We start from the raw sequence: 26273 nt of genomic DNA on the forward strand, positions 1-26273 counted from the left end.
CCTTGTTTACGCCTTTGAATCAAACAAAGCCCTCTGCTGTTTAGGCTTTGAACTCTCAAGACCATTTTGTCCGTAATTCATATTTTCTTTATTAGGGTTAACGAGATCGAATGTCAGTGAAATAAATTGAAGCGACTGCTGAATGAGCTGTTTGTTCAGTTCATTTACATCTTTCAGTTCCACCATGATGTCATTTAATTTGTCATATAACGAAATGAGCTCTTCTTGATCTGAACCTTCAGCCTTTTCGATACACGCGGTGATGGTTGGCGGTTCATCACTTTGTAAAAATTGAACTGTGGCTTCAATTCGTTTTTCTTCTAATTGAGAAATGGCTTGAATATATTTTTGCTCTAAATTCAGAACCTCTGAAAGAGCATCAATCTCATTGCTTTTCAGCATTTCTGTTTTATCCTTCGACAGCTTCAAAAGCTGTTCATGCAATCCATAGAGACGATGCAGCTCTTCAATGATTATTTTAACTGACATTCACGCTACTCCCTTTTGTTATTGTTGTTTATAAAAATTCAGCATTTTATCAGCAATGCCTTTTGTATCTACTTGATATGTTCCGGCTTCAATGCTTTTTTTAATTTGGTCTATTTTATCTTGGCGTTCTTTCATGATATTCGGCACCTTTTGCATTTCGATTGCCTTTTTAGAAATTTCGACTTTATCAGTTGATTTTGCTTGATTTGATTGCAACGTTTGTTTCTCATATGTTTTCTTGTAAGGATTTACTGGTTGTGTTCCATATCGATTAATTTTCACGGGATTCCTCTCGCTTTCCGTTACAGTCTGTCTTGATTCTATCCATTTTATCGACCAAACTGCAACTTAGTTTAGGGAATCAATCGTTTTTAGGATTAATGGCATAATAGGTGTCTTTTTTCCTAGATTCAATCTCCCTTTTACGCTCTTCTTCTTGATTCATTTGACTCATTTGCGAATGAATATCCTGTTCACATTGGCTGCACAGCTTGTTTTTTCTGATCGGTTGGCCACATCTTTCACAAGGATAGTTGATATTCGGAAATTGACTAATTTGAAGTCTTTTCAAACGGATAAATTTCAAGATTAATTCTTCAGCAACTTCTGTTGCATCTACTATTTCAGCAATGATTGATTGTCTATTACTTTGCTTTCGCAAGAATTTATAAACGATATCAAAAGAACGTTCTTCTTCTTCGAAGCATTTGTTACAAACCGTTTGGATGGTGGTTTTTAAAAATAGCTGATTACATTGTGGACAGTTTGCCAATTGATTCATAACCAAAACCCCTTACGTTATTTTCTCTTCTTATTATCGGTTAATTATCCTGAATTTTAACTACGGATTAACGTAAAAGAGGAAACACTTTTGGCACCTGCTTCTTTTAAAATTCTTGCCGCATCATAAATGGTGGCCCCCGTTGTATAGATGTCGTCAATTAAGATAACATCCCTTTGAACGATCGCATCTGTCTGCTTGATTTGAAACATTCTTTTTTGATCTAAACGTTCATTTTTCTTTTTCTTAGACTGCTTGCTTTGATGTATTTTCACAAGCGGCTGAAGGATCGGCTGACCAATCAAGGAAGCAAGTATGACTGACTGATTAAACCCTCTTTCCTTTAGCCTTTCTTTACTTAAAGGAATCGGGATCAGCACAGGTTCTTTAATTGAAAAGGAGCGCTTAAATACTGCTTGGACATCTTGTTTAAAAAGCTCAGCTAAAGCTGTATCACCTCGAAATTTAAAGCGGGAAAGGACATCTTTCATCAAATCGTTGTAAGCATAAACAGACCTATTTTTCACAAGTACTGTAGTAGAATCAGGGCGTTCTTTCCACCTGGAACAGTCTTGACATAATTGATCATTCGACTGTGCTCTCCCACAAGCTGGACAAATCGGGCGTTGAATTTTTTCTAGGTGATGCTTACATGCTATACATAGATGATCATCATTTAATAGAAGTAATGATTTCCATGTAAAAGCAGCGACAAAATGCCCCTCACAAATTAGGCAGATCAATTGTTATCCTTATTTATCGGCAGACGATTTTCGCATCTTGGAAATGTGGTGACCTTTGAAGCAGCTTCTGTCAGAATGACCAGCATGGCCGTATTCTTCTGTTTATCCACCATCTCGGATTTACTGTAAGATATTTTATCGATATCTGTTATATACTGAGGCTTCACTTGATTTAGTGAAATCGCTAATACATCTTCTATACACTTTTCACAGTGACAAATCATGTTTAATTGGTTGAGATATTGATAGAGGATTTCCTTGAGTAGTATTTCTTTTGCATTGAGTAGCATATTTGTCTCTCCTGCCATTTGTGTATTGTGAATATAAATGTACCATGAAATTTAGTTGAACCCACATTATTTTTCAGTAAACTCTTTTGCAGCTGTATCATTCATTTTTACGATATGCTTCTTTGCTTGTTTCATACTTCTCGTTAAACCAAAATGAAAAAAGATAACATCTCCTTTAAAAAAATCGGGATGTCTACCTGCTCTACCAGAAATCTGAACAAGTGCACTCTCTGTAAAGATAGTAGATTCCGCACCTAGTACCCCCACTTGAACATTTGGAATGGTTACGCCTCTTTCTAGAATGGTGGTTGTAACTAGTACATCGTATTTATAATCTCTGAAGTGCTGGACCTTTTGTTTCCTGTCTGGATCATCAGCAGACACCCCTTCTACATTTAAGCGTTGTTCTCTAAGAACCTTCGTTACCTTCTTCATGGTCGAAATAGAAGGAACAAAAAGTAAAATCCTTCTCTTCTTTGTGATATGTTTCTGCATCCAATTCATTACTTTAGGTGGGAGCTGGTTCTTTTTTAATTTCTTCTTCCAATGTCCAATCCATTGAAAGGACGGGACAGGTAACGGTTGTTGGTGAAAGCGCAGAGGAATTTTTATGGCTTCTAGTTGTCCACGAGATACATCTCTTTTCATTTTCTTAGAGGGCGTCGCACTTAAATAAACCCTAACCCCTTTCTTTCTCATTGCCTTTAAAACAGCAAATTGGAGACGTTCATCGATTGAATAAGGAAAGGCGTCGACTTCATCTATAATAAGCACATCAAATGCATGTTTGTATCTCATCAACTGATGAGTTGTGGCGATCACTAGCGGTGCTATTTGGAACCTTTGAGGGCTTCCTCCATAAAGAACAGCTATTTTCATTCCTTGAAATGCTTTTTTAAGCCGCGGCTCTAGTTCAAGGACAACATCTGTTCTAGGTGTCGCAATGCAGACACTCATTCCTTGATGTAAGGCATATTCAATTCCGTAAAAGAGCACCTCTGTTTTCCCTGCCCCGCAAACTGCCCAGATGAGTAGGTCAGATTTGTTTTTTATCGCTTCGATCAATTTTTCGGACGCTCTTTTTTGTCCTTTAGACAGGTTTCCCTGCCATGTTAATTCCGTATGACATGTTTCTTCCATTTGTGGACCCGTCCATTCATAAAGAAAGCCACATTCCGTTGTTTTCCCCATCATGATGCATGATCTACAGTACACACAATCTTTTTGACACATGTCACACGGAGTGTGGGCAAAGTACCGCTTTTTTGATACACCACATCTACAGCAAGTAAGACCATTTGCTTTCCTCTCAATAGCAGGTGTTCGGATGACGAACCCTTTCTCCTCCAGCCAATCCAAATCGGACTGTGAGCATCTTGTTTCAGCGGTAAGCAGGTGGCGTGACTGCAGTTGCTGCCTTAGTTCCATTGCTTTGTCCATGTTCAATTTCACCAAACACCTTTCAACTGATGTTTGCCTATTATGCGCAAAGACATGACCTTTCGTCCAACAGCTAAAATAGAAAAACAAAACCCCTTTTCTATTAGAAAAGAGGTTTTTTAAGATTTATCTAATCACCCAGCCAAGAGCTATAGAGCCTTCGCCTAGATGAGTGCCAATCACGGCACCAAAGTAGCTTTTATAAAATTCAACATGAGGATACTTTTCTGATAAGTGCGCAATTAAGTCGTCTGCTTCTTCTTCTCTATTACCATGTATCAGTGTTGCTCTCATCGGGACACCACGTGATGCATCTTCGTCAAATAATTCAAAAATACGTGAAATGGCTTTTTTCCGTGTACGAATCTTCTCAAAAGGGACAATTAGCTTGTTGTCAAAATGCAGTATAGGCTTTACCTTTAAGAGGCTCCCAATAAAAGCCTGAGCACCATTTAATCTGCCGCCTCTTTGTAAATGAGTTAAATCGTCTACCATAAAATAAGCTCTCTGATTCTCTTTCAGATAATTGAGATGGGCTAACACTTCTTCTAGAGAAGCACCACCTTGGATTTTTTCAGCAGCTTCTATCGCATAAAAACCTTGCGCCATACAGCTAGTTTCTGTATCAAACGGATAAATATCAATCCCGTCAACTAGGTCATTTGCTGAGGCTGCACTATTATATGTTCCACTAATTCCGCTTGAAAGGTGAATACTAATCACAGCATCGTATGTTTCACTTAGTTTTTCATATAATTCTATTAACTCACCGAAAGCAGGCTGAGAGGTGGTTGGAAGGTCTTTATGCTTTTTGACTTCTTCATAATATGTCTTCCAACCCATTTCTATTTCTTCACGGTATGATTCGTTGCCAAAAATGACATTAAGAGGGATCATATGAATATGATGTTTATCACGCAGCTCTTGTGGTATATAAGCAGTACTGTCTGTTACAACGGCTATTTTCATTCTTAAATACCTTCCTTATCCGTTAAGTTGCTCTTTTTTATTTTCAAAGAATGATCATTGTTATTCATTAGAATTATAATAGTAATCAAAAAAGCCTGCCTAATCAATAGGCAAGCCTGCTATATCCGAAAAAGACTCCTTATCTACCTATCATTTCTCTCCAGTTAACATGTGAGAGAACCAAAAACAGGCGAAAAAGGAGTACTTGTCCGGAACATTATCTCATTTCTACCCAGCCGTTTTTAATTGCTACAACAACAGCTTGTGTACGGTCGTTTACATTCATTTTTTGTAAAATGTTACTCACGTGGTTTTTGACTGTTTTCTCACTAATAAAGAGCGACTCACCAATTCCTCTATTGCTCTTTCCGTCAGCTAACATTTGAAGAACTTCGCACTCACGTCTCGTTAAGATATGAAGTGGTCTGCGAATTTCAGGATATACCTCGTGCTGCGGATGTGCTGAAACGCCACTAGTCGCTAGGCGTCGGAATTCATTTACTAAGTTATGAGTAACTTTCGGATGTAAATAAGATCCTCCGTCAGCTACGACTTTCACTGCTTCAATGAGCGTGTCTGCATCCATTTCTTTTAACAGGTAGCCTCTTGCCCCTGTTTTCAATGCATGTGTCACATAGTTTTCATCGTCATGAATAGATAGAATAATGACTTTTGATTCGGGATAAAGCTCAACTAGCTGCTTTGTAGCCTCTACACCATTTACATTCGGCATATTAATGTCCATAATGACAACATCCGGATGATAGTGTTCTACGATACGTGCAGCTTCGTCACCGTCGTCTCCTTCTGCAACTACTTCAAAAGTAGGTTCAAAATCTAAAATCCGTTTGACACCTTCACGGAATAATTGGTGATCATCAATAATTACAATATTTACTTTAGTCACAAGCTACGCCTCCCCATGTTTATTGTTCTACACCTGAACTTTATGGTCAATATGTCTTTTGTCTCTATTTTACAATTTTATTTTGCAATGTTAATGGCACGCGAATCATGATGAATGTCCCTAGACCTATTTTTGAGTCTATGGTCATTTTACCTTCCAGTAAGTCTACGCGTTCTTTCATGCCAAGTAAACCGAAGGATTTGTTTTTGTTTGTTTTCACATCTTTCATATCAAAGCCTTTTCCATCGTCTTTGATAATTAACGTGACAAAGTCTTTCGTCACTTCTACTTTTACAGAGATTTCTTCAGCTTCGGAATGCTTTAGTGAATTTGTGACAGCTTCTTGGGCTAGTCTAAACAGTGCCACTTCAAATTGAGAAGCAATTCTTTCGCTTTCTGTATCCCCTAGGCATTGGAACGTAATCTTGGTTTTTCCATCATACTCTTCGATTGTGTTTAAATATTTTCTTAGCGTCGGAATGAGACCCAAATCATCTAAAGCCATTGGTCTTAAATCATAAATGATTCTTCTCACTTCGTACAGAGCATTTCGCACATTCTGTCTGAGACTTCTAATTTCTTTAAAGCCTTCTTCTGTCCCACGGTCTCTGAAAATCCGTTCAATTAATTCGGAACGCATCATCACGTTTGCCAGCATCTGGGCCGGACCGTCATGAATTTCCCGGGACACCCTTTTGCGTTCTTCTTCTTGGGCTTCAATAATTCTTAGTCCAAAATCTTGTTTTGCCTGAGCATCTTCAAGTAACACGCCAACTTGGCGTAAGTCCTGATTGAGATAGTTGAGAACAACTGTGATCTGACTCACAAGCGTTTCAGAGCGTTCAATGACGTCTTGCAGGCTTAACAATCGTCTTTCCAGATCGTCTCTTCTTTCTCTCAGCTGCTTTTCGCGCTGCTGGATCATGGTGAGTTCCACTTGCAGATTATGTGCTTTTTCGTAGGCCTCCCGTATTTCTTCTTCGCTAAATTTGTTGAAGTTTCTGCTGACCTCAGATAAGCGATTTCTAGCATGTCTCGTATGGACTTCGAGTTTATCCCCAAAATCAATTACTTCGTTTACTTGCTGCTTGATTTGCTTCAGCTCTTCTACTAGGCTTTCATATTGTTGACGGGACTGTTCGCCTATCCTAAATACTTCGTCCTTGCTGCCATCAACTGTACTTAGCATTTTCATGATGATTGAATCCAATAATTTCGGATCCATTTTAGGTGTTGTCATGGCTTTTCCCTCCCGTAACAGTGATGTCATCTTTTTTTATTATAAATGTCATTGATCTGCATTTTATGTCGAATTATAATGAAAGAATGCGTATAAATCATGAAGTTTTTATGACGACCCTTTTTCCGCCCCTATCATCATAACAAAATACGCTGTAAAATTCTAAAACCAATGCAAATTTTCTCTAGTCTTACAATTTGCTTGTCAGGAGGGTAAGTCTTTTGCTGAATCGCTATCTTACAGTAAAAAGTCGTGGCGAGCATGAGATCGTCATTGAAAAATCACGTTTTATTTGTCATATACAGCGTGCTGTCTCAGAAGAAGAAGCACAAGCATTTATACAATCCATTAAAAAACAACATTGGAATGCCACACATAATTGTTCTGCCTATCTCATTGGAGAACATGACCTGATTCAAAAAGCGAATGATGATGGTGAACCAAGCGGTACAGCAGGTGTGCCAATGCTTGAAGTGTTAAAAAAACGGAAGCTGAAAGATACAGTCGTAGTGGTCACTCGTTATTTCGGCGGTATTAAGCTAGGCGCCGGTGGATTGATTCGTGCCTACGGAAAATCTGTATCAGAAGCCATCAACCATGTTGGTATGGTAGAACGCTGTTTAATGCGTACGATGCACACAACAATAGATTATACATGGCTTGGAAAGGTAGAGAATGAGCTTAGAGCCTCATCTTTTCAGCTAAAAGAAATTCATTATGCAGAAGATGTTATTTTTGAGACGTATGTAGAAGAAACACAAACAGAGCAGTTCATTGAATGGATGACTGAGCTGACAAATGGAAAGAGTGTTACAAAAGAAGGCGAACTGATTTATTTAGAAAAGGACATTGGTCCGATAAAGGAGACAGATGAATGGCACAACGAGTAAGAGTGCGTGTACGAAAGAAAAAGAGTAAGAAGAAGAAAATTTTCAAACGTATCCTGGTCTTATTTTTGCTTCTTATCATCTGCATGGGCGGATTTGCAGTATATAAAATAGTCAATACACTTCAGGCTGCTGACAAAACATATGATGAGCTAGACCGAGGAGAGAAATCGAAGCTTCGTGATGCGGTCATTGATATTAAGAAGAAACCTTTCTCTGTACTATTTGTCGGAATTGAGGATTATGCCACAGATGGTGATCATGGCCGTTCAGATTCACTCATTGTCGCAACGATTAACCCTCAAGACAAAACGATGAAAATGGTTAGTATCCCTCGTGACACACGCGTACAGCTTGCAAGTGACACGACAGGAAATAAAGAAAAGATCAATGCAGCATTTGCTAAAGGTGGAAAAGACGAGACGATTGAAACTGTCGAACAATTCTTGCATATTCCAATTGATAAATATGCAACCGTTGATTTTGAAGGATTCAAGGATGTTATTGATGAAGTCGGCGGAATTGATATCGATGTTCCATTTGACTTCAATGAAAAAAGTGATGTGAAAAAATCGAAAAAGATTTACTTCAAAAAAGGCAATATGCATTTAAACGGGGAAGAAGCACTTGCTTACGCTCGGATGAGAAAACAAGATCCACGCGGTGATTTCGGACGTAATGATCGTCAGAAACAAATTTTACGCGCAATGATTGATCAAATGTCGAAGGCAAATAACATTGCGAACGTCGATAATATCGCTAAAGAAGTAAGTGATCACATTACAACCAACTTCCGTATCACAGAAGGTCTTGCGCTTCAGCAAATCTACAGCGGATTTAAAGGAAACGACACAGAAACACTTTCTATTAAAGGGTCAGATCTTTATTTAGGACCAAATCGAACGTATTACTTTGAGCCAGACCAAACCAATCTAGCTAACGTACAAAATGAATTACGGACGCATTTAAAGCTTCCTGCTGAATCTTCGACTGAAACAGATTCACAAACCAATCCACCCTCTGGTGAAACAGGGTCAAGTGATACAGCTAATCCTTCGACCAGCACACCAGGACAATAATAAAAACAGCCCAGTTCCTAGGAACGGGCTGTTTTTTATTGTCTTTTGACCATTCGTTTATAGAATTTCGTAAATGGTTTGAACTCTTCGTTGACCAAACCCGTGACTTCCGCAATCACTTGCATAAACATTACCAGTAAAAAGATAATGATGAGCGATAACCAAATGGTCGCGCTTGTCAGCAAAATCGCACTTAAGCTAAAGACTAAGCCAATCATGTAAATGACGATGACCGCCATGCGATGGGACAAGCCAAAGGCCATTAGTCTATGATGAATATGAGATTTGTCTGGCGCTGAAATCGGCTGTTTGTTTAATATGCGTCTAATGATTGCAAAGGTCGTATCAAATATAGGAACACCTAGAATGATCACAGGAACAACAACACTAAACAAAGTGACACTTTTGTATAACCCTAAAAGTGACAGCACCGAGATCATATACCCTAAAAATAGCGAACCGGTATCCCCCATAAAAATCTTCGCCGGATGAAAGTTGTAAAAGAGAAAGCCGATCGTACTGCCAATGACGACAAGAGATAAAGAAAGAATCAGAATCTTATCAGCAGAAAATGCCATCACTGCAATCGTTGATAAACCGATGACAGAAATACCGGCAGCTAGTCCATCAAGGCCGTCAATTAAATTTATGGCATTTGTGATGCCGACAATCCATAGCACGGTGAGGGGATATGCCATCCAGCCTAACTCAATTCGATCTGTTAAAAAAGGAACAGAGAAAAAGTCCATTTTTAAGCCCGTGCTCACAATCAAACAAGCAACAAGAACTTGTACGAGAAATTTAAATTTTGCACTTAAATTATATTTATCATCAAATATACCTAAAATGACGATGAGTACGGCACCAACTGAAATTGCTGTAATTTTATTATGTAGAAACAGCCCGCCTGCTAATGCTCCAGCCGCTACCCCAATAAAAATTGCCAAACCACCCATTCGAGGCATTACTTTATCATGAACTTTTCGTTTATTCGGCTGGTCCACTGCACCAATCTTAATTGCAAACTTTTTGACGATTGGTGTCACAATTAAAACTGTAGCCAGAGAGACAAAAAACGCTAATAAGGCGCGTTCGTAATCCATAGGTCAGTCTCCTTCTAAATTGAAATCTGTATTTTGTATATTGGCCGCTCTTTCCATTATACAATTGAATAGAGGATGATCACAAGCTCCCCCGGTGAAGAAGAAACAAATAAAAACGCACAATCCCGAATGAATTATGCGTTTTCTTTAATATTCGTTAGTTCCACCATGTTTGTGAACAGCGCGTGCCAATCTTTTTTCATCGCACGGCTTTGTCTTAGATGTCTATAGGTCGTGTCGTCTTTTTTGCTGATCACTTTCAGGCAGGCTTCTACGAAGAGCGCAGGATCATCGCCCTCTAAATATTCATACACATCCTTCTCTTTTAGCCTTTCCGTTGATGGGAGATTTAAACCGACAACCGGTATTCCAGCTGCTAAAAATTCATAGAGCTTGAGAGGGAACACCGCTTGATTGTAAGGGGATTGTTTGTATGGCATCATGCCTACATCAATCAGCTTCATATAAGCAGGTACTTCTTCTGGTGCAACAGCTCCTGTCCAAATCACATTTGGCCGTTTGAGTGCATGCTGAAAAGATGGATCTCCATTCGTTCCATCCGGACCGACAAATAAAAATGTCCAATCAGGCCGCATGCGAGCAGCTTCAGCCATCATGTCAAAATCGAGCTTTGGCTTGATTCCTCCGATAAAACCAAGCACGGTTCCTTCTCTTCCTTCCAGCACATCTTCTTTACACGGAAGATTGCTTTTCGCAAATACATCGTACTCGACGCCATTTTCCACAGTAAACACATCTTTCGGTTCTCCCATAAGACGTTTTTTGATTTGATCGTGTAAATATTGAGAAGAGCATGTAATGCTGTGTGCGTATTTAATGATTCGATTTTCTGCTTTGACAATGACACGCTGCCTCATATAAGAAAGAATGTTGTGTTTGCCGCTTATCGGCTCTCCCCACAGGTCACTGCAATCATAGACAATGTGTTTCCATTCAAATAAGGAAGATAAGAGCGGAAAGCCCGGAAACGTATACCATAAACAAACAGCAATCCCCTTCTTTTCCTCCTGCCGCAAATGTTCAAGAAGAGGGGACAATTTATGAATATAGAACATGTCTTGATATCGGCCAAAGCGAAATAATTTACTCTTGAGCACATCAGGAATGGTCAATTGCTTCATTCGATCTGTTATGGGCTGAAAGGGAGCTGTATGACGAGATGATGACGGGCATACCCAGATGACCTCTTTTGTTTCTGGATCAGATGCTAGAAATTCGGCCAGCCGATGCCGTCTGTACCTCAGTCCGTCCTGTCCCCATTCTCCCGTCGCTACGACAACATGTATGATCGAGTCTGCTTTCACCTTTATCACCTTTTTTCCCTTCTGTTTATAAGCGCTTCTTCACAGCATTTGTCGCATAGTGCATAAAACACCAGGACGCTTTGACAAAATGAAGCTGCTCAATTTCTCTGTAGACAAACCACGTTTTTTTCGCTGCTTTCCACTTGTTACTAGAGATGGAGTTCCCAACGATGCGATATTCACTGAGCGGTTCGCTCATACCATAGGCTGTAAATCCTCTTTTTAATATAGACAGCCATGTAGCTAAATCCTGCCTTGTGCGAATGTTCGGCATTTCCACATGTCCTACCTTTTTAAGATCAAGCATGACCGTTAAACAGCCGATAATGGTATTTTTCAAGGCTTCATTATAATCTAATTTCGCTGGCGCAGTGACGGTTTTTTCTAACGGTTCTCCATTTTCTGCAATGATGTCATATGCCGTAAATGTAAAGGCATAATCATTTGTCAGCATGAAGTCTACCTGTTTTTCAAGCTTCGTCTCTTTCCACTTATCATCGCTGTCTAAAAAAGCAATAAAGCGCCCTTTTGCCTGGTTGATGGCTGCGTTTCTAGCAATGGCGGCTCCCCCATTTTCCTCTAAATAAATGACGTTGATTCTGTCGTCCGCTTGACTTAAATCCCCTAATAGCTTTCTCGTTCCATCTGTAGAACAATCATCTGCAATGATCAGCTCCCAATTGGAATAGGTTTGGGCAAGGACGGAATGAACTGTATCCGTTAAATAACGTTCCGCATTATACGCCGGTGTAATGATGGATACTAACGGTTGATTGTTCACCTAAGACTCATCTCCAGTTCATCATTAAGATTCTTTGAACACTTCGGGTAAGACCACAAACATGAGCGAGATGCTAAAGCCAATGACAAGCCCAAGCAGTGCACGTTTTTTGGCTGACATGCCTTTATTGCCCTCATCAAGTACTTGTGCAGGATCGACAATCTTTGCCTGCTTCATTCCAAGCTTTGTCGACTCCAATTCATATAAGAATCGTTCTTTATCGACTTTGGAATCATTGCTGACAGATTCGTCTTCAAGAGCAGCTAATCTACTTTCAATCACCTGCTGCCTTTTTGTAAATAATGCTTTGTCTTGCTTAAGAAATGTCTCCGACACCTGCTTCACGACAGCCAAAGCGCGATCCTTATCGGCATCTGTGAAAGACAGCTGTAATTGTGTATCTGATTGATTGGTAAGGATGAGACGGGTTTTCACATCCTGCCTTTCTTCTTCTTTGACATCACTGAGTGCTTCGTTTAGAAATGCATCGCTTTTTAATAGAGATGTCACTTCTGCCATATTGTTATACACCCCATCATCATATTTACCAAGAGTGAGGGTAACAGCAGCTGTGTAACTGGACTGCTGCGTAGTTCCTTTAGCAAAAAAGAAACCAAAGGCGCCTAATATGACAGGCAGCAGGATGAGCCATACGATGTACTTTTTGATTCGCTTCCCTATCCTAGATATGAAACCAGACATGTTCATTCTCCCAACATTGACGTATTTGCTCTTTCACTAGTGTAGCCATACACACGTAGCATCACACACGGTTTACCACAGCTTGAGTCGTTGTTTGTTTTTCAACATATTCACCGCTGCGATCACCAGTCCTAAAAATACCCAGTGGAAATATAAATTCGAGACGGAGCTAGGACTGATACTTGAAACGAGAAAGCTCAGCATGGCTGCAAACAACCCTTCAATGATCATTTTTGCAGATCTTGTGTCAGCCCATTGGTATTGTTTGTACAGTGTGAACATGAGATAGGCGTATACTGAGATATAGCCCAGCATGACCGCTAACCCAAAGTTCGTCATCAATTCCAGCAGCCAATTGTGCACTTCTACGACCTGGTCTGTATCAAAGATCGAAAAGTGAGCTAAGTAGTAAGACACATTCCCCGCTCCAACCCCGAATCCGTATGAATTCGTAAAGAAGTGCCAAGCATTTTTGATCAAATTCGCTCTCGCGATGTTAGACGGGAGTGGTTCACTAAAAGAATGTGCGACCTGAGAAGCGAGAAACAAGTCATAAAAGACCGAATAAATCTTGGCTGAAAAGACAGCGATACAGATAACAACAAGTCCGCCTGCTGCAATGATTGACCACTTTTTGAGAAATCGCGGCAGCAGCAGCCACACATAGACCGCCACTCCTGCAAATAGGCCAAGCAGACTGGCTCGGGATTCGGTTAACAATATGAGATACAGTGCGGCGATTGCCCCTAATAATCCAAACGCTTTGATATAACCGTTTTTCATTTGACGCATGCACGCTAGATATAAAAAGAAACTAATCGATAAAAACGTCGCAAAGTCATTTTGATTAAAAAAGACAGATGTAGGATAGTGCTGTTTATACGCTGGTCCTAGATACAATGAGGTATTCGGTAAATGGTTCAATGTAAAGTGATTATAGAACCCAATCCCCATCACAAACACAGTCATGACCAGCCAAATGCTATAAAAGGTCACCACTTGATCCATTCGCTGAATGAACATGACGACAAGAAAGACAAACCCCATCCCCATTGCAAGCAGGGACATATATTTCAGGCCGTCTGTGACCGAATGAGCCCAAAGCAGTGAGATGAGCCCGTAAAGAAACCATGCAGCGAAAAAACCAAGAATTCCTTTGACACGAATCTGCTGCCACTGCGATATGTACGTCCCCTTATCTCTCATCCGCCATATGAATAAAGCAAAGACGGCGATAAGCATAATACGGTAGAGAAAAAGACTAAAGAATCCGGCACTAATAGAAAAGAAAGCGTTGTTGAGAAAAGTCAATGCAATCAAAAGATAGATGGCTGACATGAAGATTTGCTCACCATTCATGTATAGCTTCATCAACACGAGAGCAGCCGACAGGATCAAAAGTATAACCGGAACAGCCACCATCTTCTTTAACCCGACGGGCTGGGCGGTTGCCATTTGTACAAGCCCGATCCCTGCTGCAAACAAAATACATCCAATCATGATTTGCCATGCTGTTTGTTTCACACTCATACCCATTTTCCTCCTAAGCAACCCATCCGATTTGAGGGATTAAGCCTTGACTTCCTGTTCATAGTAGGAAATGGTACGAGCCAAACCTTCCTGTAAACTCACAACAGGCTCCCATGCTAAGACTTGTTTCGTTTCCTCATTTGCCAATGTACTATGCACAATATCTCCTGCACGCTGCGGCTTGTAAATTGGTTCAAGATGCGATCTCGTCACCCGCTTCATCGTTTGAAACAGCTCATTCACAGTGATCGAATCACCACATGAAATATTTAAACAAACGTTTGATTGAGCTGTTAAAGCCGCAACATTCGCTGCTGCTAGATCACCTACATAAATGAAATCTCTTGTTTGTTCCCCGTCTCCGAAAATGAAAGGAGCCTCATCTTTTGCAAACTTATCAGAGAAAATAGAGACAACTCCGCCTTCGCCAAGTGCGTCTTGTCGCGGACCATAAACATTGCTGTACCGAAGAATACAATAGTCCACATCATACAGTGATTTTGCCATTTCTAAGTATCGCTCTACTGTGAGTTTCGATAACCCATAAGGCGAACCAGGCTTTAGCCGGTGAGCGGTGTCTACTGGCAGATACACTGGATCTCCATAGACAGCTGCTGATGAGGCAAATACCACTTTCTTGACACCAGCCTCTGAAGCCGCTTTGATTACATGCAGAGATCCTTTAATATTCACTTCTTCGTCATAAACGAAATTCTGAACGGAAACGGCTACACTCACCTGTGCTGCAAGGTGAATGATATAATCCGGTCTCATTTGTTTGATCAAATCAACCGTTTCTGATTTTGTGACATCTGCCTCAATGCATTGAACGGAAAGATGGGCAATATTTTCCCGAGATCCAGTTGAAAAGTTATCAAGAACGATGGGCTCGTAGCCTTTTTCTAGTAAAGCCTCTACCGTGTGTGATCCAATAAATCCGCTTCCCCCAGTAACCAATACTTTCTTCATCCAAGCTCCCCCTGTTATTGTGCCTTTGATACCAATTCTGCTTCCCATACGCCTGGGCGGCCGATAGACTGGTAAATAAATCCTCTCTCTTTCATTTCTGCTGGATCAAACAAATTCCTTCCATCAATTACAATCGGTGAACGAAGCAGCTGCTTGATCTGATCTTTATCCATCTTCTGTACGTCATCCCATTCTGTTAGGATGAGGCAAGCATCCGTATCTTTTACTGTTTCATACAGGTCATTGCTGAAGACAGCCTGCGGGCCAAGCTCTCGCTCTGCTTCTACATAAGCAATCGGATCATAAGCCTTCACAAAAGCACCCAGCTCTCTCAGCATGGGGATAATGTCTAATGCAGGCGCAGAACGCATATCATTCGTATTCGGTTTGAATGCGAGACCTAAGACAGAGATGGTTTTTCCTCTAATATCACCGAATACACTCATCAGTTTGCTGACAAGGTGAGCTCTTTGGTGATTGTTCGTTTCAATCACGGACTCGATCAGCTTGAACCGGTAGCCGGCTGTTTCGGCAATTTTGAGAAGAGCCATCGTGTCTTTCGGGAAACAAGAACCCCCAAATCCAATGCCCGCTTTTAAAAATTTATGCCCGATGCGGCTGTCTAATCCAACTCCTTCGCTGACTTTTTCAACATCAGCGCCCACCCGCTCGCAAATATTTGCAATGTCATTGATGAATGAGATTTTTGTGGCAAGCATGGCATTTGCAGCATACTTAATCATTTCAGCACTTTCTAAGTTGGTCTCTACAACCTCTGTTTGAAACGGATCATGCAATCTTTTGATGATGGTTGACGCATGGGTGCTTGTCGAGCCTATTACTGCCCGCTCCATATTCATCGTGTCTTGGATTGCAGAGCCTTCTCTGAGGAACTCTGGATTAGATACGACATCAAAAGGATATTTACTGCGGGATGCTTTTTCGACAATGGCTTGAACGAGCCGGCCTGTTCCAACGGGCACTGTGCTTTTATTGACGATGATTTTATAGCCATTTAGATGTTCACCAATTGTTTGAGCGACGGCTTTCACGAACGTTAAATCTGCTTCCCCCTGTGCTGTCATCGGTGTCCCTACAGCAATATAGATAATCTCTGATTCCCTGATAGCGGCAGGAATATTGGTTGTAAAAAACAGTCTTCCTTCTTCCGTATTCTTTTCAATCAATTCCTTTAAACCCGGTTCATAAATGGGAACGACACCACTTTTTAAGCTGTTGATTTTTGATTCATCGATGTCACAGCAGATGACACGATTTCCGATATCAGCAAAACAAGTACCCGATACTAATCCGACATACCCTGTTCCAATCACAGCAATTTTCTTCAACATTTTTCATCCTCTCAGTAAAAGCATATTGTCCGTTCCAAGCTGTTTATCTATCTATCATTCTTTGCACATTTCATCTTGTTTAAACGATGGATATTGATTGATTAAGCACCTTTTCATATTGCTGTATGAGATGCTTCGCATTATTTGCTGATGAATATTCTGTATGAACGATTTGATGAAGATCGTTCTTCACTTGCTCATTCCATCTGTTTTCATAAAGATAGGCGTGAATGGCCTCTTTTAACTGATTCGTCGAACGCGGATCAACGAGCAGGTGTTGATAGCTAGAAAATAAAGATGGGAGACCACCGACTCGTGTCGCAATGACAGGTACTTTTAAAGCAAGCGCCTCTAGGACGACGGTAGGCATTCCTTCACTATAGGAAGGAAGTGCAAACAGATCAGCTGCCATTAAGTAGTCTTTCACCTGCTCATTCGGCACCTGTCCTGGGAGTACAATGGATGCTCCAGCCCGTTCTTCCACCCCCTTTGCAAGGGGGCCTTTTCCAACAAAGACTGCTTTCACGCCATCCATGCCGCTGACAGCATCAGCTAATTCAAGTAAGCCCTTCTCTTTGACTAATCGCCCGACGAAGACAACGAGCTTGTCGTGAAGGGGTAAGCCTAACTTTTTCCTGATGCCTTGTTGATCTTCTTCCGTTTTAGAAAATGACTGAAGCGGAATACCGAGCGGGAGACATTGCGCTTCCACCTTTGTCATGTCATTTGTCTTTTTAGCAAGCTCCTCGCTCACCGTCAGAACAGCAGATGCCTGTTTCACCGCCGTTTCAAAGGCTGCATGTGCCCCTTTGCTATAGCCTGGATACACGTTCACATCACTGCCATGTAAGGTCAAAAGATAAGGAATTTGCGTTTCTTTCTGAATCACAGCCGCCGCTCCGCCAGACGGCATCGCAAAGTGCGCATGGATAAAATCTGGTGACAGCTGATAACGCTGCATGGCACCTAGAACAGAACCCGCTATTCGTTTACTCGGCTGTGCCCATTTCAGCTGTCCAGGGAGCGCTGTATAGGGCGGCCTGTATACTGTCACTCCGTTTCTTACTTCCTGTTCGGGCATATCTTTTTTCTGCCGATAGGCCGCCTTCAGCATCCGCAAAACCGGTAAATTTACTGGATTGGGACAAATGACAGTCACTTGTATTCCTTGTTTGAGCAGCTCCTGCACTTGCGTTTCATGGAATACGCCTTCACTTGGATGTTTTTCACTAGGATATACACTTGTCAGCCATAGCACCTTCATGACGAACGACCTCTTCTCAATAATTTACCTGCCACCTGCGGATACATTTTGATGAACAGCAAGCCATACAGTGCAGCACTGACACAAATCGTCAATCCTAATTGAAGTGTAATGTCCGCTGACGTCAGCTTCATGCCTTGATGCAAGAAAACCGCACAGGCGGCCATCAACAGCGTCATGACAGCAGGCTTTCCAAGTGATTTTAAATACACCTTCATATCAAGCTGAATGACATACGCCATGAGCCATCTGCCGACAATAAAGTTGAGCAGGCTGACACCTGAGTAAACCCAAGCTACTGTGAGCAGACTGCCTGTGCTGACACCTGCATATAAGGCGCATCCATACACGATGAGCATCCCCGTATCCCAATAAAAGGCTAAGTCCGCTCTCCCTTTGGCAAGAAGTATTGAACCGTTTGGATTCATCAGCACACGCAGAAGGCCGACAATGCACAAAATGTTAAGAACCGGAACGGCTACGAGCCATTTCTCTCCAAACACTACTTCTATAAAGCTATCTGATACGGCAGCAAGACCGATTAATAATGGAAAACAAATCAATGCGAGCATATTCGTCATACTGAGGAAGCCCTCTCGCAGCATGGAGTGATCACGCTGACTTTTTGCGAAAACAGGGAAAGCCACTCTCGTCACGATTGGGTTAATCTTCAGCACCGGGATCGTTACAATTTGATACGCCAAGCTGTAAATACCTAATGCTTCTGCTCCAAGAAACCGGCCGATTAAAATCATGTCTATGTTCGATCCTGCTCGATTGACCAGTCTGGATGCGAGCTGGAATGCACCAAATGAGAAAAATTCTTTCACTTCCCCTAATGCAAAAACAGGTGCTGGGCGCCACTTCTTCCAATAAGCTGCGGCATACATAAGCCCTTTTCCTGATTGCAGCAGCACTTGAGAAATGACATAGGCCACAATCGGATTGATGAAAAAAGCCAAAACGAGTAAAACAAACAGCGATATCATGGTTGCAATGGCTTCAATGATACTTAATGTTTTAAAGGCTAAGTCCTTTTGCATCATGTATTGGTATTGCTGGCCAATTGGTGCAATCAGAAACATGATGGATAATAGTTTGAGCAAACCCTCCAGCTCTGGCCGGTTATAAAAGGCGGCAATCATTGGGCTTACTAGAATGAGTAAACAGAATAAGACAATTCCAGTGAGCAAATTGATCCAATATAATGTAGATAATTGACGTTCTGTTGTTTGTTCCTTTTGGATGATCGCTGCCCCAATCCCTAGATCAAGTAAAATCTGCGTAAATATTGTGACAGTTGTGATCATGCCAACGAGTCCAAACTCCTTCAGTGACATCACGTTCCCTAAAAAAGCGAACTGTGCGATTTGGATAATCGTAATGATGAATGCGGACAAGCTTGTCCATTTTGCCCCGCCTAGCATGCGTTTTTTCATACTTGCCATTTCTCTTCCCTACTTTACTTATCTGGCTCCGTCACCCGTCATGATGACTTTTAACGTTTTTACCATAATCTTCGTGTCGAGAGAAAATGTCAAGTTTTGAATATACTGTAAGTCGTGCGTTAATTTTTCACTCGGACTCATTTCATATCCTCCATTTACTTGAGCAAGACCTGTCAGTCCCGGCTTTACTGCTAATCTTTTCGTAAAACCTGGAATCGTCCGATTAAATTCTGCGGTAAACATCGGTCTTTCCGGCCGCGGACCTACGATACTCATTTCTCCTTTTAACACGTTGATAAATTGCGGGAGTTCATCGATTCTTGTTTTACGAATGAAGGCTCCCACTTTGGTGATACGCGGGTCATTTTTTTGTGCCCATTTCGCTCCTCCGCTTTCAGCATCGGTTCTCATCGATCTGAGCTTCCATAATTTAAAGTAAACACCGTCTTTCCCGACCCTCTCCTGCATATAAAAGGCTGGTCCCGGTGTTTCCAGCTTAATCAAGAGAGCAAACAGCAAAATGATTGGCGTACTCAACATCAATCCGATGAACGAGAACATTAAATCTATGAAACGTTTTGCAAATAAATAACGAACCATATGTTCTGTTAAGGCAAAAGAGTGGTTTCGTCTCACTTCATATTCTCTATAAAGATTCATCGCTTTCTCTGCACTCACTGACCTGCACCTCACCATCTAAAGTAGTTGTTGTGTAAAGAGATGTTCTATGAAAGTCAGTTTATCAGAGCAACATTAAGCAAATGTAAATGCGCTGTTAAGTCTTGTAAAACTGTGTTAAGAATGTGCACTTATATCAAGTTATGCCCTTTTCAACGTAAAAAAGACCCGCAATTCTGCGGGTCTTTGGGTCTTTTCTTTATTTTGCTTTGACGGATTCGATGGTTTTTAATCGAAGGGTTCCGTTTGCATCTTTTGTATAGGTTACTTTCACTTTTGATTCTTCTTTTAAGCTGTTCACTTGTTTAGAAAACGCATTTCCGAACTGAATAGCTACTTCTTTGCCATCAATGTTCACAGCAATGGTATGTCCATCAGCCAAACCGACATATGTGCCTTCTTTGGTGACTTCATTTTTCTTATTTGTTGTTGATTCTTTCTTTGTTTTAGAATCAGCTTTTGATTGATCCTTAGCAGGTTCTTCTTTTGTGATTTCTTTACTTGAGCTGTCTTTTGCCGCTTCATCAGATTGACCAGCTTGCTCTTCTTTTTGAGCAGCTGTTTCTTTGCTTTGATCATCTGCTTTTTCATTAGATGACTGATCTTCTGTTTTTTCCTCTGAAGCATTTTCTTTCTTTTGATCAGCCGCTTCGGTTGTTTCCTTTTTGCTGTCATCCTTATTGTGGTCGCTTGATTGATTTGTTGTGCCGCATGCTGTAAGTAATACACCTAGAAGCAATACTAGAAACGGCATTGTGATTAATTTTTTCAAGATCGTCACCTCTTCATGATTTGTCGATTTGCTGTCGCTTGAAGATTCATGCGTAAACCATTCACCTTCTATGTTTCAATTATAACAAAGATAACCAAAAATGAAATGTATTTTTAACTTGACACATTATTGATTACCCAAACACTTCATAGACTTTTGAAAAAAGGCTGCCGAGAGACGTTCTCGAGCAGCCTAAGAGGAGTATCTGAGGCACCCCTCATGTTTGTATTTTCTTATCTAAAGTAACCTGACACACCGCTTGAAATGCCTGACGCTAAACGATCTTTATACGTAGCAGATTTCAAGATGTTTGAATCAACTGGACTGGACACAAAACCAGTTTCTAAAAGAACACTCGGCATTTTAGAATATTTAATCACGTAGAATCCAGCTGTTTTCACACCACGGTCTCTTGTACCAAGTGCACTGACCATTTTAGGCTGAATGTTTTGCGCAAGCTTCAAGCTGTTTGCAGACGCATAGGTTTTGTCATAATACGTTTCTGTTCCGTTTGCACTGCTGTTATCATTTGAGTTGGCATGGACACTAATGAAGATATCTGCTTTCGCATTCGCACCTTTGCTCACTCGTGTTTGAAGACTGTCAAATGTGTCTGATGTTCTTGACATGGTAACAAGTGCACCAGCGTTGTTTAATTTCGTATTTAAACGTTTTGCTACATCTAAATTCAAGTTCTTTTCATATAAACCGTAGCCTACAGCTCCTGAATCATGTGCACCATGACCTGGATCAATGAATACTTTTTTCCCGACGACAGGATTTTTTAATTGATTCACAACAGTTGGTGTCACCGTATTTGTACTGCCTACGACAGTAAATTTGGTGATTTTTTTACTGCTGATTGTTGCTCTTGTTACTTTTGGTAATGTCTTTTCATTCGTTAGAAGCAATGCTTTGTTTTGCTTCGCTGCGATCCCTGCAGCAGAAGATGAAGTGGCATAGCCAAATCCTCTTCCTACATAGGTATTATACGTGCTCATATTATACTTTTTCACAATATTAGCGGCAACGTCATAACGAGTGGAGCCTTTGATTCGTGTTGGAGATTTCAATTGATTATAAGCTGCTTTTGTGACGTAATTTTCTCCGCCGACTACAATGGTTTGTTTGACATTGCTTGCTTTTGCAACAGAAGCGATTTCAGAACGAAGTCCCTTTTTATCTGTGTAGAGAATCGGGAATCCTTTTTGTGCTGCTACCGGTGCAATTGCAATCCCATGAGCATAGAAGGAACCTTCAACGACAACGACGCCTGCTGGCTTTTTCATTTTTTTCGCGATATTTGCAGATAGCTCATATCGATTTTTCCCTGAAATACGTTGTGTAGAGATGCCCATTTTCTTCACTTCGTTGACTACGTTGTTTGACACACTTGATGTACTGCCTAAAACGATAACTGTCTTTGTTTTTAAAGCCTTTAGGGCTTTTTTCGTATCACCCGAAAGACTCTTACTGTTTGTATAAAGAACTGGTCCATTTTTTTGGTGTGCAAGTGGAATCCCTGCTGTTGCATCTGCATACGCAGTTTTCCCTACTAAAACGACTGTACTTGCAGTTCCCCATCCCTTTTTCGCTACGTTTGCTGCTACAGCATATCTGCTCCCGCCATCAATTCGTGAGACGGAATTATCTGCTGAAGCTGTCGGAACAATAACGAAAATGGCGATAAGGCTGAGGATGGCTGTTTTCATGATTGAGCGCATCATCTATGTCCTCCTTTAACCCTTTAATAGTTTGTTAGTTTTGTACCTGGATAGTAGAACGAAAGTATGGAAGAATATGAGTTTCCAGATTCTGCTCTAGCTTTGGCTCCGTATTGGCTCATGCCAATGCCGTGACCATATCCTTTTCCTGAAATCGCAAAGTCATTTGTATTGTTTTTGACAGACGCAAATGTGCTTTTCACCTTTGTTGCGCCCATGACGGATCTAAACTCGGTCATCTTCATACTTGCCGTTGTGCTTTTGTTTACTGCATACGTGCCTGTTTTATTTTTCAGATGATATGTCAGCTTGATCGATACCGTCTTCGCACGCTGGCCTTTTGTTTTTCCTGAGAATGTCAGGCTTGAGATGGATGCAATCTTCATATCAGATGCAGCTGTTTCTTTGTTTTTGAGCAGCCATGATTTGAGACCAGCAAGGTCCGCTGCATTTGTCTCTTTTGTCTTAGACCACTGAGATGCTGCTGTGCTAGCAGTCAATGTTGTGCCTAGTTGTTTTTTAGAGAGTTTTAGTGTCCATGCATTGACCGGATCTTTTGTATCCTTTTTGGCCACTAAGTACGGCAGTGCATTTGCCCACACTTCTTCACTTGCCTCTGTATAACCGCCATTACTAGAATAATAGGTTGCTGAAATGAGCTGATTGTTGTATTTCAGTACCTTCCCTTTTGTGGCATCGACAGCTTTTGTCGAATTCGTGTACCAGTTATATCCTCCATATACTTGGAAGGCAGTTGTATCAGGTACGACTTTTCCAATACTTTTCACTGAATACGTTCTAGCGGCAACTGCCTGTGCTTTTAGCGCTTCAACATGCCAGCTTGCAGGCATTTCATTTGGTACTACGCCTTTTAGATAGTCTTCAAATGGAATATTTTCGAGAGTCGGCCTGATATAACCTGATTCAATTGCAAAGTTGACGCTGCCTAAGTACGGCTTCCCTGCAATTTGAAGGACATTTTTCGTTGAATATTTCTCAGGAACAACTCTTACTGTGTTATACGTCTTTATGCCTTTTAATGAAATTTTTCCGTTAGAAATATTCAATTGGTAGTTTTGATTTTTTTTCAGATAGACTTGTTTAGCTAATGAGTTTTTCAAGCTATCTTTAATCGCACTTGTGCTACCAGCAAGGTGATAAGCATATGTACCCTTTTGTTTCAGCAGTGCTTTTAGTGACGCTGTGACAGAATCTGGTTTCACATACACAACGGTACTGTTAGACTTTGCAGCCAATTGAGACAGCGGCATAGCATAAATATAGCTAGAGGCTTTTGCCAAATAAACTTTATCTGCATTGATATTTAATTTCTTAATAATATTCACAGATAGTTCATAGCGATTGGCACCACTGATTCTTGTCACCTGTGATGTTTTTTTAATTTGATTCTCTACTTTTTGTCCCGTACTTTTCGTACTGCCGATGATGATGACTTTACTTGGCAGCTTGTAAGACGGAATGGAATCTTTTTTTGTTAACAGGATTGGATATCCCTTTCTCGATGCATAGGATGCAATCGCAATCCCATTCATAAATGAGTTTCCGCCGACAACGACAGCTTGCTTATAGTTACCCATTTCTTTAGCGATTTTTTGAGAGATTTCAAACTTGTCTTTTCCACTAATACGTCTGACTTTGCCATACTTTTTAATAGATTTCTCAGCAGCTGTGGAAATACTTTTCGTGTTACCGATGATCAGGATGTTATCCGGCTTCATTTTCTTCAGCTGGTTTTCAGTTGTTTTTGTCAGTCTTTCAATGTTCGTATACAAAATGGGTGCGCCTAGTTTGTAAGCTAACGGTGATACAGAAATGGCGTGATCAAATGCATCACGGCTCACAATGACAACAGTTGATGGATTCTTCCAGCCGGCAGACGCGATGCTATTAGCAACTTCGTATCGATTTTTGCCATCATATCTTTTCGTGACAGCCACATTCGATCCTGACAGCTTGTATTCTCCAGCTGTGGATAGATCTATCGTTTTTTTATTTCCGATATAATTAGACAATTTCACTGAAATTGTCGAGCTAGCCATGGCAGACTGAAAGGGTGCGACTAGTAGAGTCAGTGTCATGAGAACAATAAGTGTAACGCCTGTTTTCTTCAATTTTGTTCATCCCGCCCATCTTTTTTACTTCTGTTTTTCAATCTTTTGAATTTCCTTTTGACCACTGTCATTGATAAAGTAAGAGATTTCTACTGTGTCTCCTGGTTTGAATTCATTTAACACATCTTTAAAATTATCCGTAAATTCATAGCTTAAGGTCGTATTCACTTTTTTCACTTCGACTGTATGTGCATCAGCCATTCCAATAAATTCAGCTTTTTCTTCCAGCACCTGAGGAGTTGAACTGCTTGTCTTGTTTTCTCCCGAGGACTGCTCAGCCGTTCCACATGCTGTGAGCACGATACCAAGTAGTAGTATTAAGAACGGTAAAACGACGATTTTCTTCATTTTTTTCACCTCATGTCTTTGTATCGTCTTATAACTTAATATTTTAAGGTAAATTTAAGGTTTTTTGAAACCTTTTTTTTGTTACAACGTCTATATCTAGGTTCAGAGTAAAAAAATAACTTGTTTATCAAGATTCGTAAACCTATAATCATGGAAGAATCATAGAAAAGGTGAGGGACATTATGAGAGCTGAAAGAAAACGAAAGAAAAAAAAGGTTCTTTGGATTGTTTTATCGATTATTGGCTTATTCGTATTAGCAACTGGCGGATATGCATATCATCTTTGGAATACAGCAGCATCAACCGTGGCAGGCATTCAGGAGAATTTAAAGAAGTCAGATAAGCGTGACAAAGATGTCGATTTAAATAAGAAAGACCCGATTTCTATTTTAGTCATGGGTGTTGACGAAAGAAAAAATGACCGAGGCCGTGCGGATACATTAATATACATGACCGTTAACCCAAAAACCAAAACGACCGAGATGGTGAGTATCCCGCGTGATACGTATACAAAAATTGTCGGAAAAGGCACAATGGATAAAATCAACCACTCCTATGCATTCGGCGGCACACAAATGGCAGCAGATACAGTAGAGGAATTGCTTGATGTACCTGTTGATTACTTTGTGAAAGTCAATATGGAAAGCTTTAAGGATATTGTCGATACACTTGGCGGCATTACAGTTAACAGCACATTTGCTTTCAGCTATGACGGCCATTCATTTGGTACAGGAGAAATTAATCTAAATGGAGATCAAGCCCTTGCCTACACAAGAATGAGAAAGCAAGATCCAAAGGGTGACTTTGGACGTCAGCAAAGGCAGCGCCAAGTCATTGAAGGCATCATTGCAAAAGGGGCAAACATTTCATCTATTACGAAGTTCGGCGATATGTTCAAAGTCGTGGAAAACAATATGAAGACCAACATGTCATTTGATGATATGTGGACGATGATGAATGACTACCGTGATGCAAGACAGCGTGTGGAGCAGCACGAGCTGAAAGGAACAGGTGCACGCATCAATAACATCTATTATTATCAGCTTGATGATAATAGTTTGGCTAAAGTGAAGAAGGAATTGAAGGAAAGTTTGGAGCAGTAAAAAAGAAGACTACATGACTGTAGTCTTCTCAGATTGTAGAGAAACTCATGTTTTTCTTCAATCTTTTTTATTTTCATCGTAATTATGATGGATGGGATTTAATGAAAAAGGCCTCCCACACACCTAGCCTAGCTTCGCTAGGTGTGTGGCAATCTTCTTCATGTTCTGGCACGCAGCTGTGAGGAGAACTTGCTCACTCACGTTTTGTTTTCCCCTC

At 40.8% G+C, this 26273-nt stretch carries 26 protein-coding genes; 3 read left to right on the forward strand and 23 right to left on the reverse strand.

The annotated features are described in order from the left end of the window. Positions 1-6 precede the first annotated feature (6 nt). From C6348_RS17760 to degS, 9 genes are all read right to left on the reverse strand, one after another. Positions 7-489 carry a flagellar protein FlgN gene (locus tag C6348_RS17760; RefSeq protein WP_034660146.1) on the reverse strand — a complete coding sequence of 161 codons (483 nt, stop codon included), beginning with the start codon at positions 487-489 and terminating at the stop codon, positions 7-9. An 18-nt stretch (positions 490-507) separates the two neighbouring features. After that, positions 508-771: a flagellar biosynthesis anti-sigma factor FlgM gene (gene flgM, locus C6348_RS17765; RefSeq protein ID WP_003213252.1), complete on the reverse strand. Its 264-nt coding sequence runs from the start codon at positions 769-771 to the stop codon at positions 508-510. Positions 772-850: 79 nt separating this feature from the next. Beyond that, entirely contained in the window at positions 851-1270 is a 420-nt protein-coding gene (locus tag C6348_RS17770) for a TIGR03826 family flagellar region protein (RefSeq protein ID WP_106043906.1), read from the reverse strand. A gap of 56 nt (positions 1271-1326) precedes the next feature. Continuing rightward, entirely contained in the window at positions 1327-2013 is a 687-nt protein-coding gene (locus C6348_RS18980; RefSeq protein ID WP_189288297.1) for a ComFC family protein, read from the reverse strand. After that, the gene (comFB, locus tag C6348_RS17780; RefSeq protein WP_060597398.1) at positions 2010-2303 is read right to left on the reverse strand and encodes a late competence protein ComFB; all 294 of its coding nucleotides are present in this window, start codon (positions 2301-2303) and stop codon (positions 2010-2012) included. The genes C6348_RS18980 and comFB overlap by 4 nt, the downstream gene beginning before the upstream one ends. Positions 2304-2369: 66 nt before the next feature. Then, positions 2370-3749, reverse strand: coding sequence for an ATP-dependent helicase ComFA (locus tag C6348_RS17785; protein ID WP_142394263.1), 1380 nt, complete (start codon positions 3747-3749; stop codon positions 2370-2372). Positions 3750-3869: 120 nt separating this feature from the next. Continuing rightward, positions 3870-4712 carry a DegV family protein gene (locus C6348_RS17790; protein WP_106043907.1) on the reverse strand — a complete coding sequence of 281 codons (843 nt, stop codon included), beginning with the start codon at positions 4710-4712 and terminating at the stop codon, positions 3870-3872. A gap of 217 nt (positions 4713-4929) precedes the next feature. Further along, positions 4930-5619 carry a two-component system response regulator DegU gene (degU, locus tag C6348_RS17795; RefSeq protein ID WP_008348273.1) on the reverse strand — a complete coding sequence of 230 codons (690 nt, stop codon included), beginning with the start codon at positions 5617-5619 and terminating at the stop codon, positions 4930-4932. 64 nt (positions 5620-5683) lie between these two features. Then, positions 5684-6859, reverse strand: coding sequence for a two-component sensor histidine kinase DegS (degS, locus tag C6348_RS17800; protein WP_003213166.1), 1176 nt, complete (start codon positions 6857-6859; stop codon positions 5684-5686). A gap of 221 nt (positions 6860-7080) precedes the next feature. On the opposite strand from degS, the gene C6348_RS17805 reads away from it, so the two are divergent. Together C6348_RS17805 and C6348_RS17810 are read left to right on the forward strand one after the other, a co-directional pair. Further along, complete coding sequence (locus C6348_RS17805; protein ID WP_012011434.1) at positions 7081-7749, forward strand: YigZ family protein; 669 nt, start codon at positions 7081-7083, stop codon at positions 7747-7749. Next, positions 7734-8825 carry an LCP family protein gene (locus tag C6348_RS17810; protein ID WP_106043908.1) on the forward strand — a complete coding sequence of 364 codons (1092 nt, stop codon included), beginning with the start codon at positions 7734-7736 and terminating at the stop codon, positions 8823-8825. Before C6348_RS17805 ends, C6348_RS17810 begins: the two co-directional genes overlap by 16 nt. Before the next feature lie 35 nt (positions 8826-8860). Here C6348_RS17810 and C6348_RS17815 read toward each other — a convergent pair whose 3' ends face one another. The 14 genes from C6348_RS17815 to C6348_RS17880 form a co-directional block, all read right to left on the reverse strand. Beyond that, positions 8861-9928, reverse strand: coding sequence for a glycosyltransferase family 4 protein (locus C6348_RS17815; protein WP_034660156.1), 1068 nt, complete (start codon positions 9926-9928; stop codon positions 8861-8863). A 134-nt stretch (positions 9929-10062) separates the two neighbouring features. Beyond that, entirely contained in the window at positions 10063-11253 is a 1191-nt protein-coding gene (tuaH, locus tag C6348_RS17820) for a teichuronic acid biosynthesis protein TuaH (protein ID WP_411266114.1), read from the reverse strand. A gap of 25 nt (positions 11254-11278) precedes the next feature. After that, a complete protein-coding gene (gene tuaG, locus C6348_RS17825) occupies positions 11279-12034 on the reverse strand; it encodes a teichuronic acid biosynthesis protein TuaG (protein WP_045210160.1) in 756 nt (251 codons plus the stop codon). Between the two features lie 24 nt (positions 12035-12058). Further along, positions 12059-12736, reverse strand: coding sequence for a teichuronic acid biosynthesis protein TuaF (tuaF, locus tag C6348_RS17830; protein ID WP_095285725.1), 678 nt, complete (start codon positions 12734-12736; stop codon positions 12059-12061). Positions 12737-12808: 72 nt separating this feature from the next. Further along, positions 12809-14266, reverse strand: coding sequence for a teichuronic acid biosynthesis protein TuaE (tuaE, locus tag C6348_RS17835; protein WP_106043910.1), 1458 nt, complete (start codon positions 14264-14266; stop codon positions 12809-12811). Positions 14267-14305: 39 nt separating this feature from the next. Then, positions 14306-15235: an NAD-dependent epimerase/dehydratase family protein gene (locus C6348_RS17840; protein ID WP_034660160.1), complete on the reverse strand. Its 930-nt coding sequence runs from the start codon at positions 15233-15235 to the stop codon at positions 14306-14308. 14 nt (positions 15236-15249) lie between these two features. After that, a complete protein-coding gene (gene tuaD, locus C6348_RS17845; protein WP_034660163.1) occupies positions 15250-16587 on the reverse strand; it encodes a UDP-glucose 6-dehydrogenase TuaD in 1338 nt (445 codons plus the stop codon). A 79-nt stretch (positions 16588-16666) separates the two neighbouring features. Then, positions 16667-17851, reverse strand: a complete 1185-nt coding sequence (gene tuaC / locus C6348_RS17850; RefSeq protein ID WP_106043911.1) for a teichuronic acid biosynthesis protein TuaC — start codon at positions 17849-17851, stop codon at positions 16667-16669. Then, positions 17848-19299, reverse strand: coding sequence for a teichuronic acid biosynthesis protein TuaB (gene tuaB, locus C6348_RS17855; protein ID WP_106043912.1), 1452 nt, complete (start codon positions 19297-19299; stop codon positions 17848-17850). The genes tuaC and tuaB overlap by 4 nt, the downstream gene beginning before the upstream one ends. 18 nt (positions 19300-19317) lie before the next feature. Continuing rightward, positions 19318-19977 (reverse strand): sugar transferase, encoded by a 660-nt coding sequence (locus C6348_RS17860; RefSeq protein WP_034281119.1) that lies wholly within the window; start codon positions 19975-19977, stop codon positions 19318-19320. Between the two features lie 199 nt (positions 19978-20176). Further along, complete coding sequence (locus tag C6348_RS17865; protein ID WP_106043913.1) at positions 20177-20749, reverse strand: prolipoprotein diacylglyceryl transferase; 573 nt, start codon at positions 20747-20749, stop codon at positions 20177-20179. Between the two features lie 233 nt (positions 20750-20982). Continuing rightward, positions 20983-22473 carry an N-acetylmuramoyl-L-alanine amidase gene (locus C6348_RS17870; RefSeq protein WP_034660719.1) on the reverse strand — a complete coding sequence of 497 codons (1491 nt, stop codon included), beginning with the start codon at positions 22471-22473 and terminating at the stop codon, positions 20983-20985. Between the two features lie 23 nt (positions 22474-22496). Continuing rightward, on the reverse strand, positions 22497-24605 hold the full coding sequence (locus C6348_RS17875) for a SpoIID/LytB domain-containing protein (protein WP_106043914.1): 2109 nt from the start codon (positions 24603-24605) through the stop codon (positions 22497-22499). 24 nt (positions 24606-24629) lie between these two features. Next, entirely contained in the window at positions 24630-24953 is a 324-nt protein-coding gene (locus C6348_RS17880) for a hypothetical protein (RefSeq protein WP_024423640.1), read from the reverse strand. Between the two features lie 182 nt (positions 24954-25135). On the opposite strand from C6348_RS17880, the gene tagU reads away from it, so the two are divergent. Further along, complete coding sequence (gene tagU, locus C6348_RS17885) at positions 25136-26056, forward strand: polyisoprenyl-teichoic acid--peptidoglycan teichoic acid transferase TagU (RefSeq protein WP_034660171.1); 921 nt, start codon at positions 25136-25138, stop codon at positions 26054-26056. Positions 26057-26273 lie beyond the last annotated feature (217 nt).

Source organism: Bacillus sp. YBWC18 (assembly GCF_002998775.1).
Taxonomy (GTDB): Bacteria; Bacillota; Bacilli; order Bacillales; family Bacillaceae; genus Bacillus.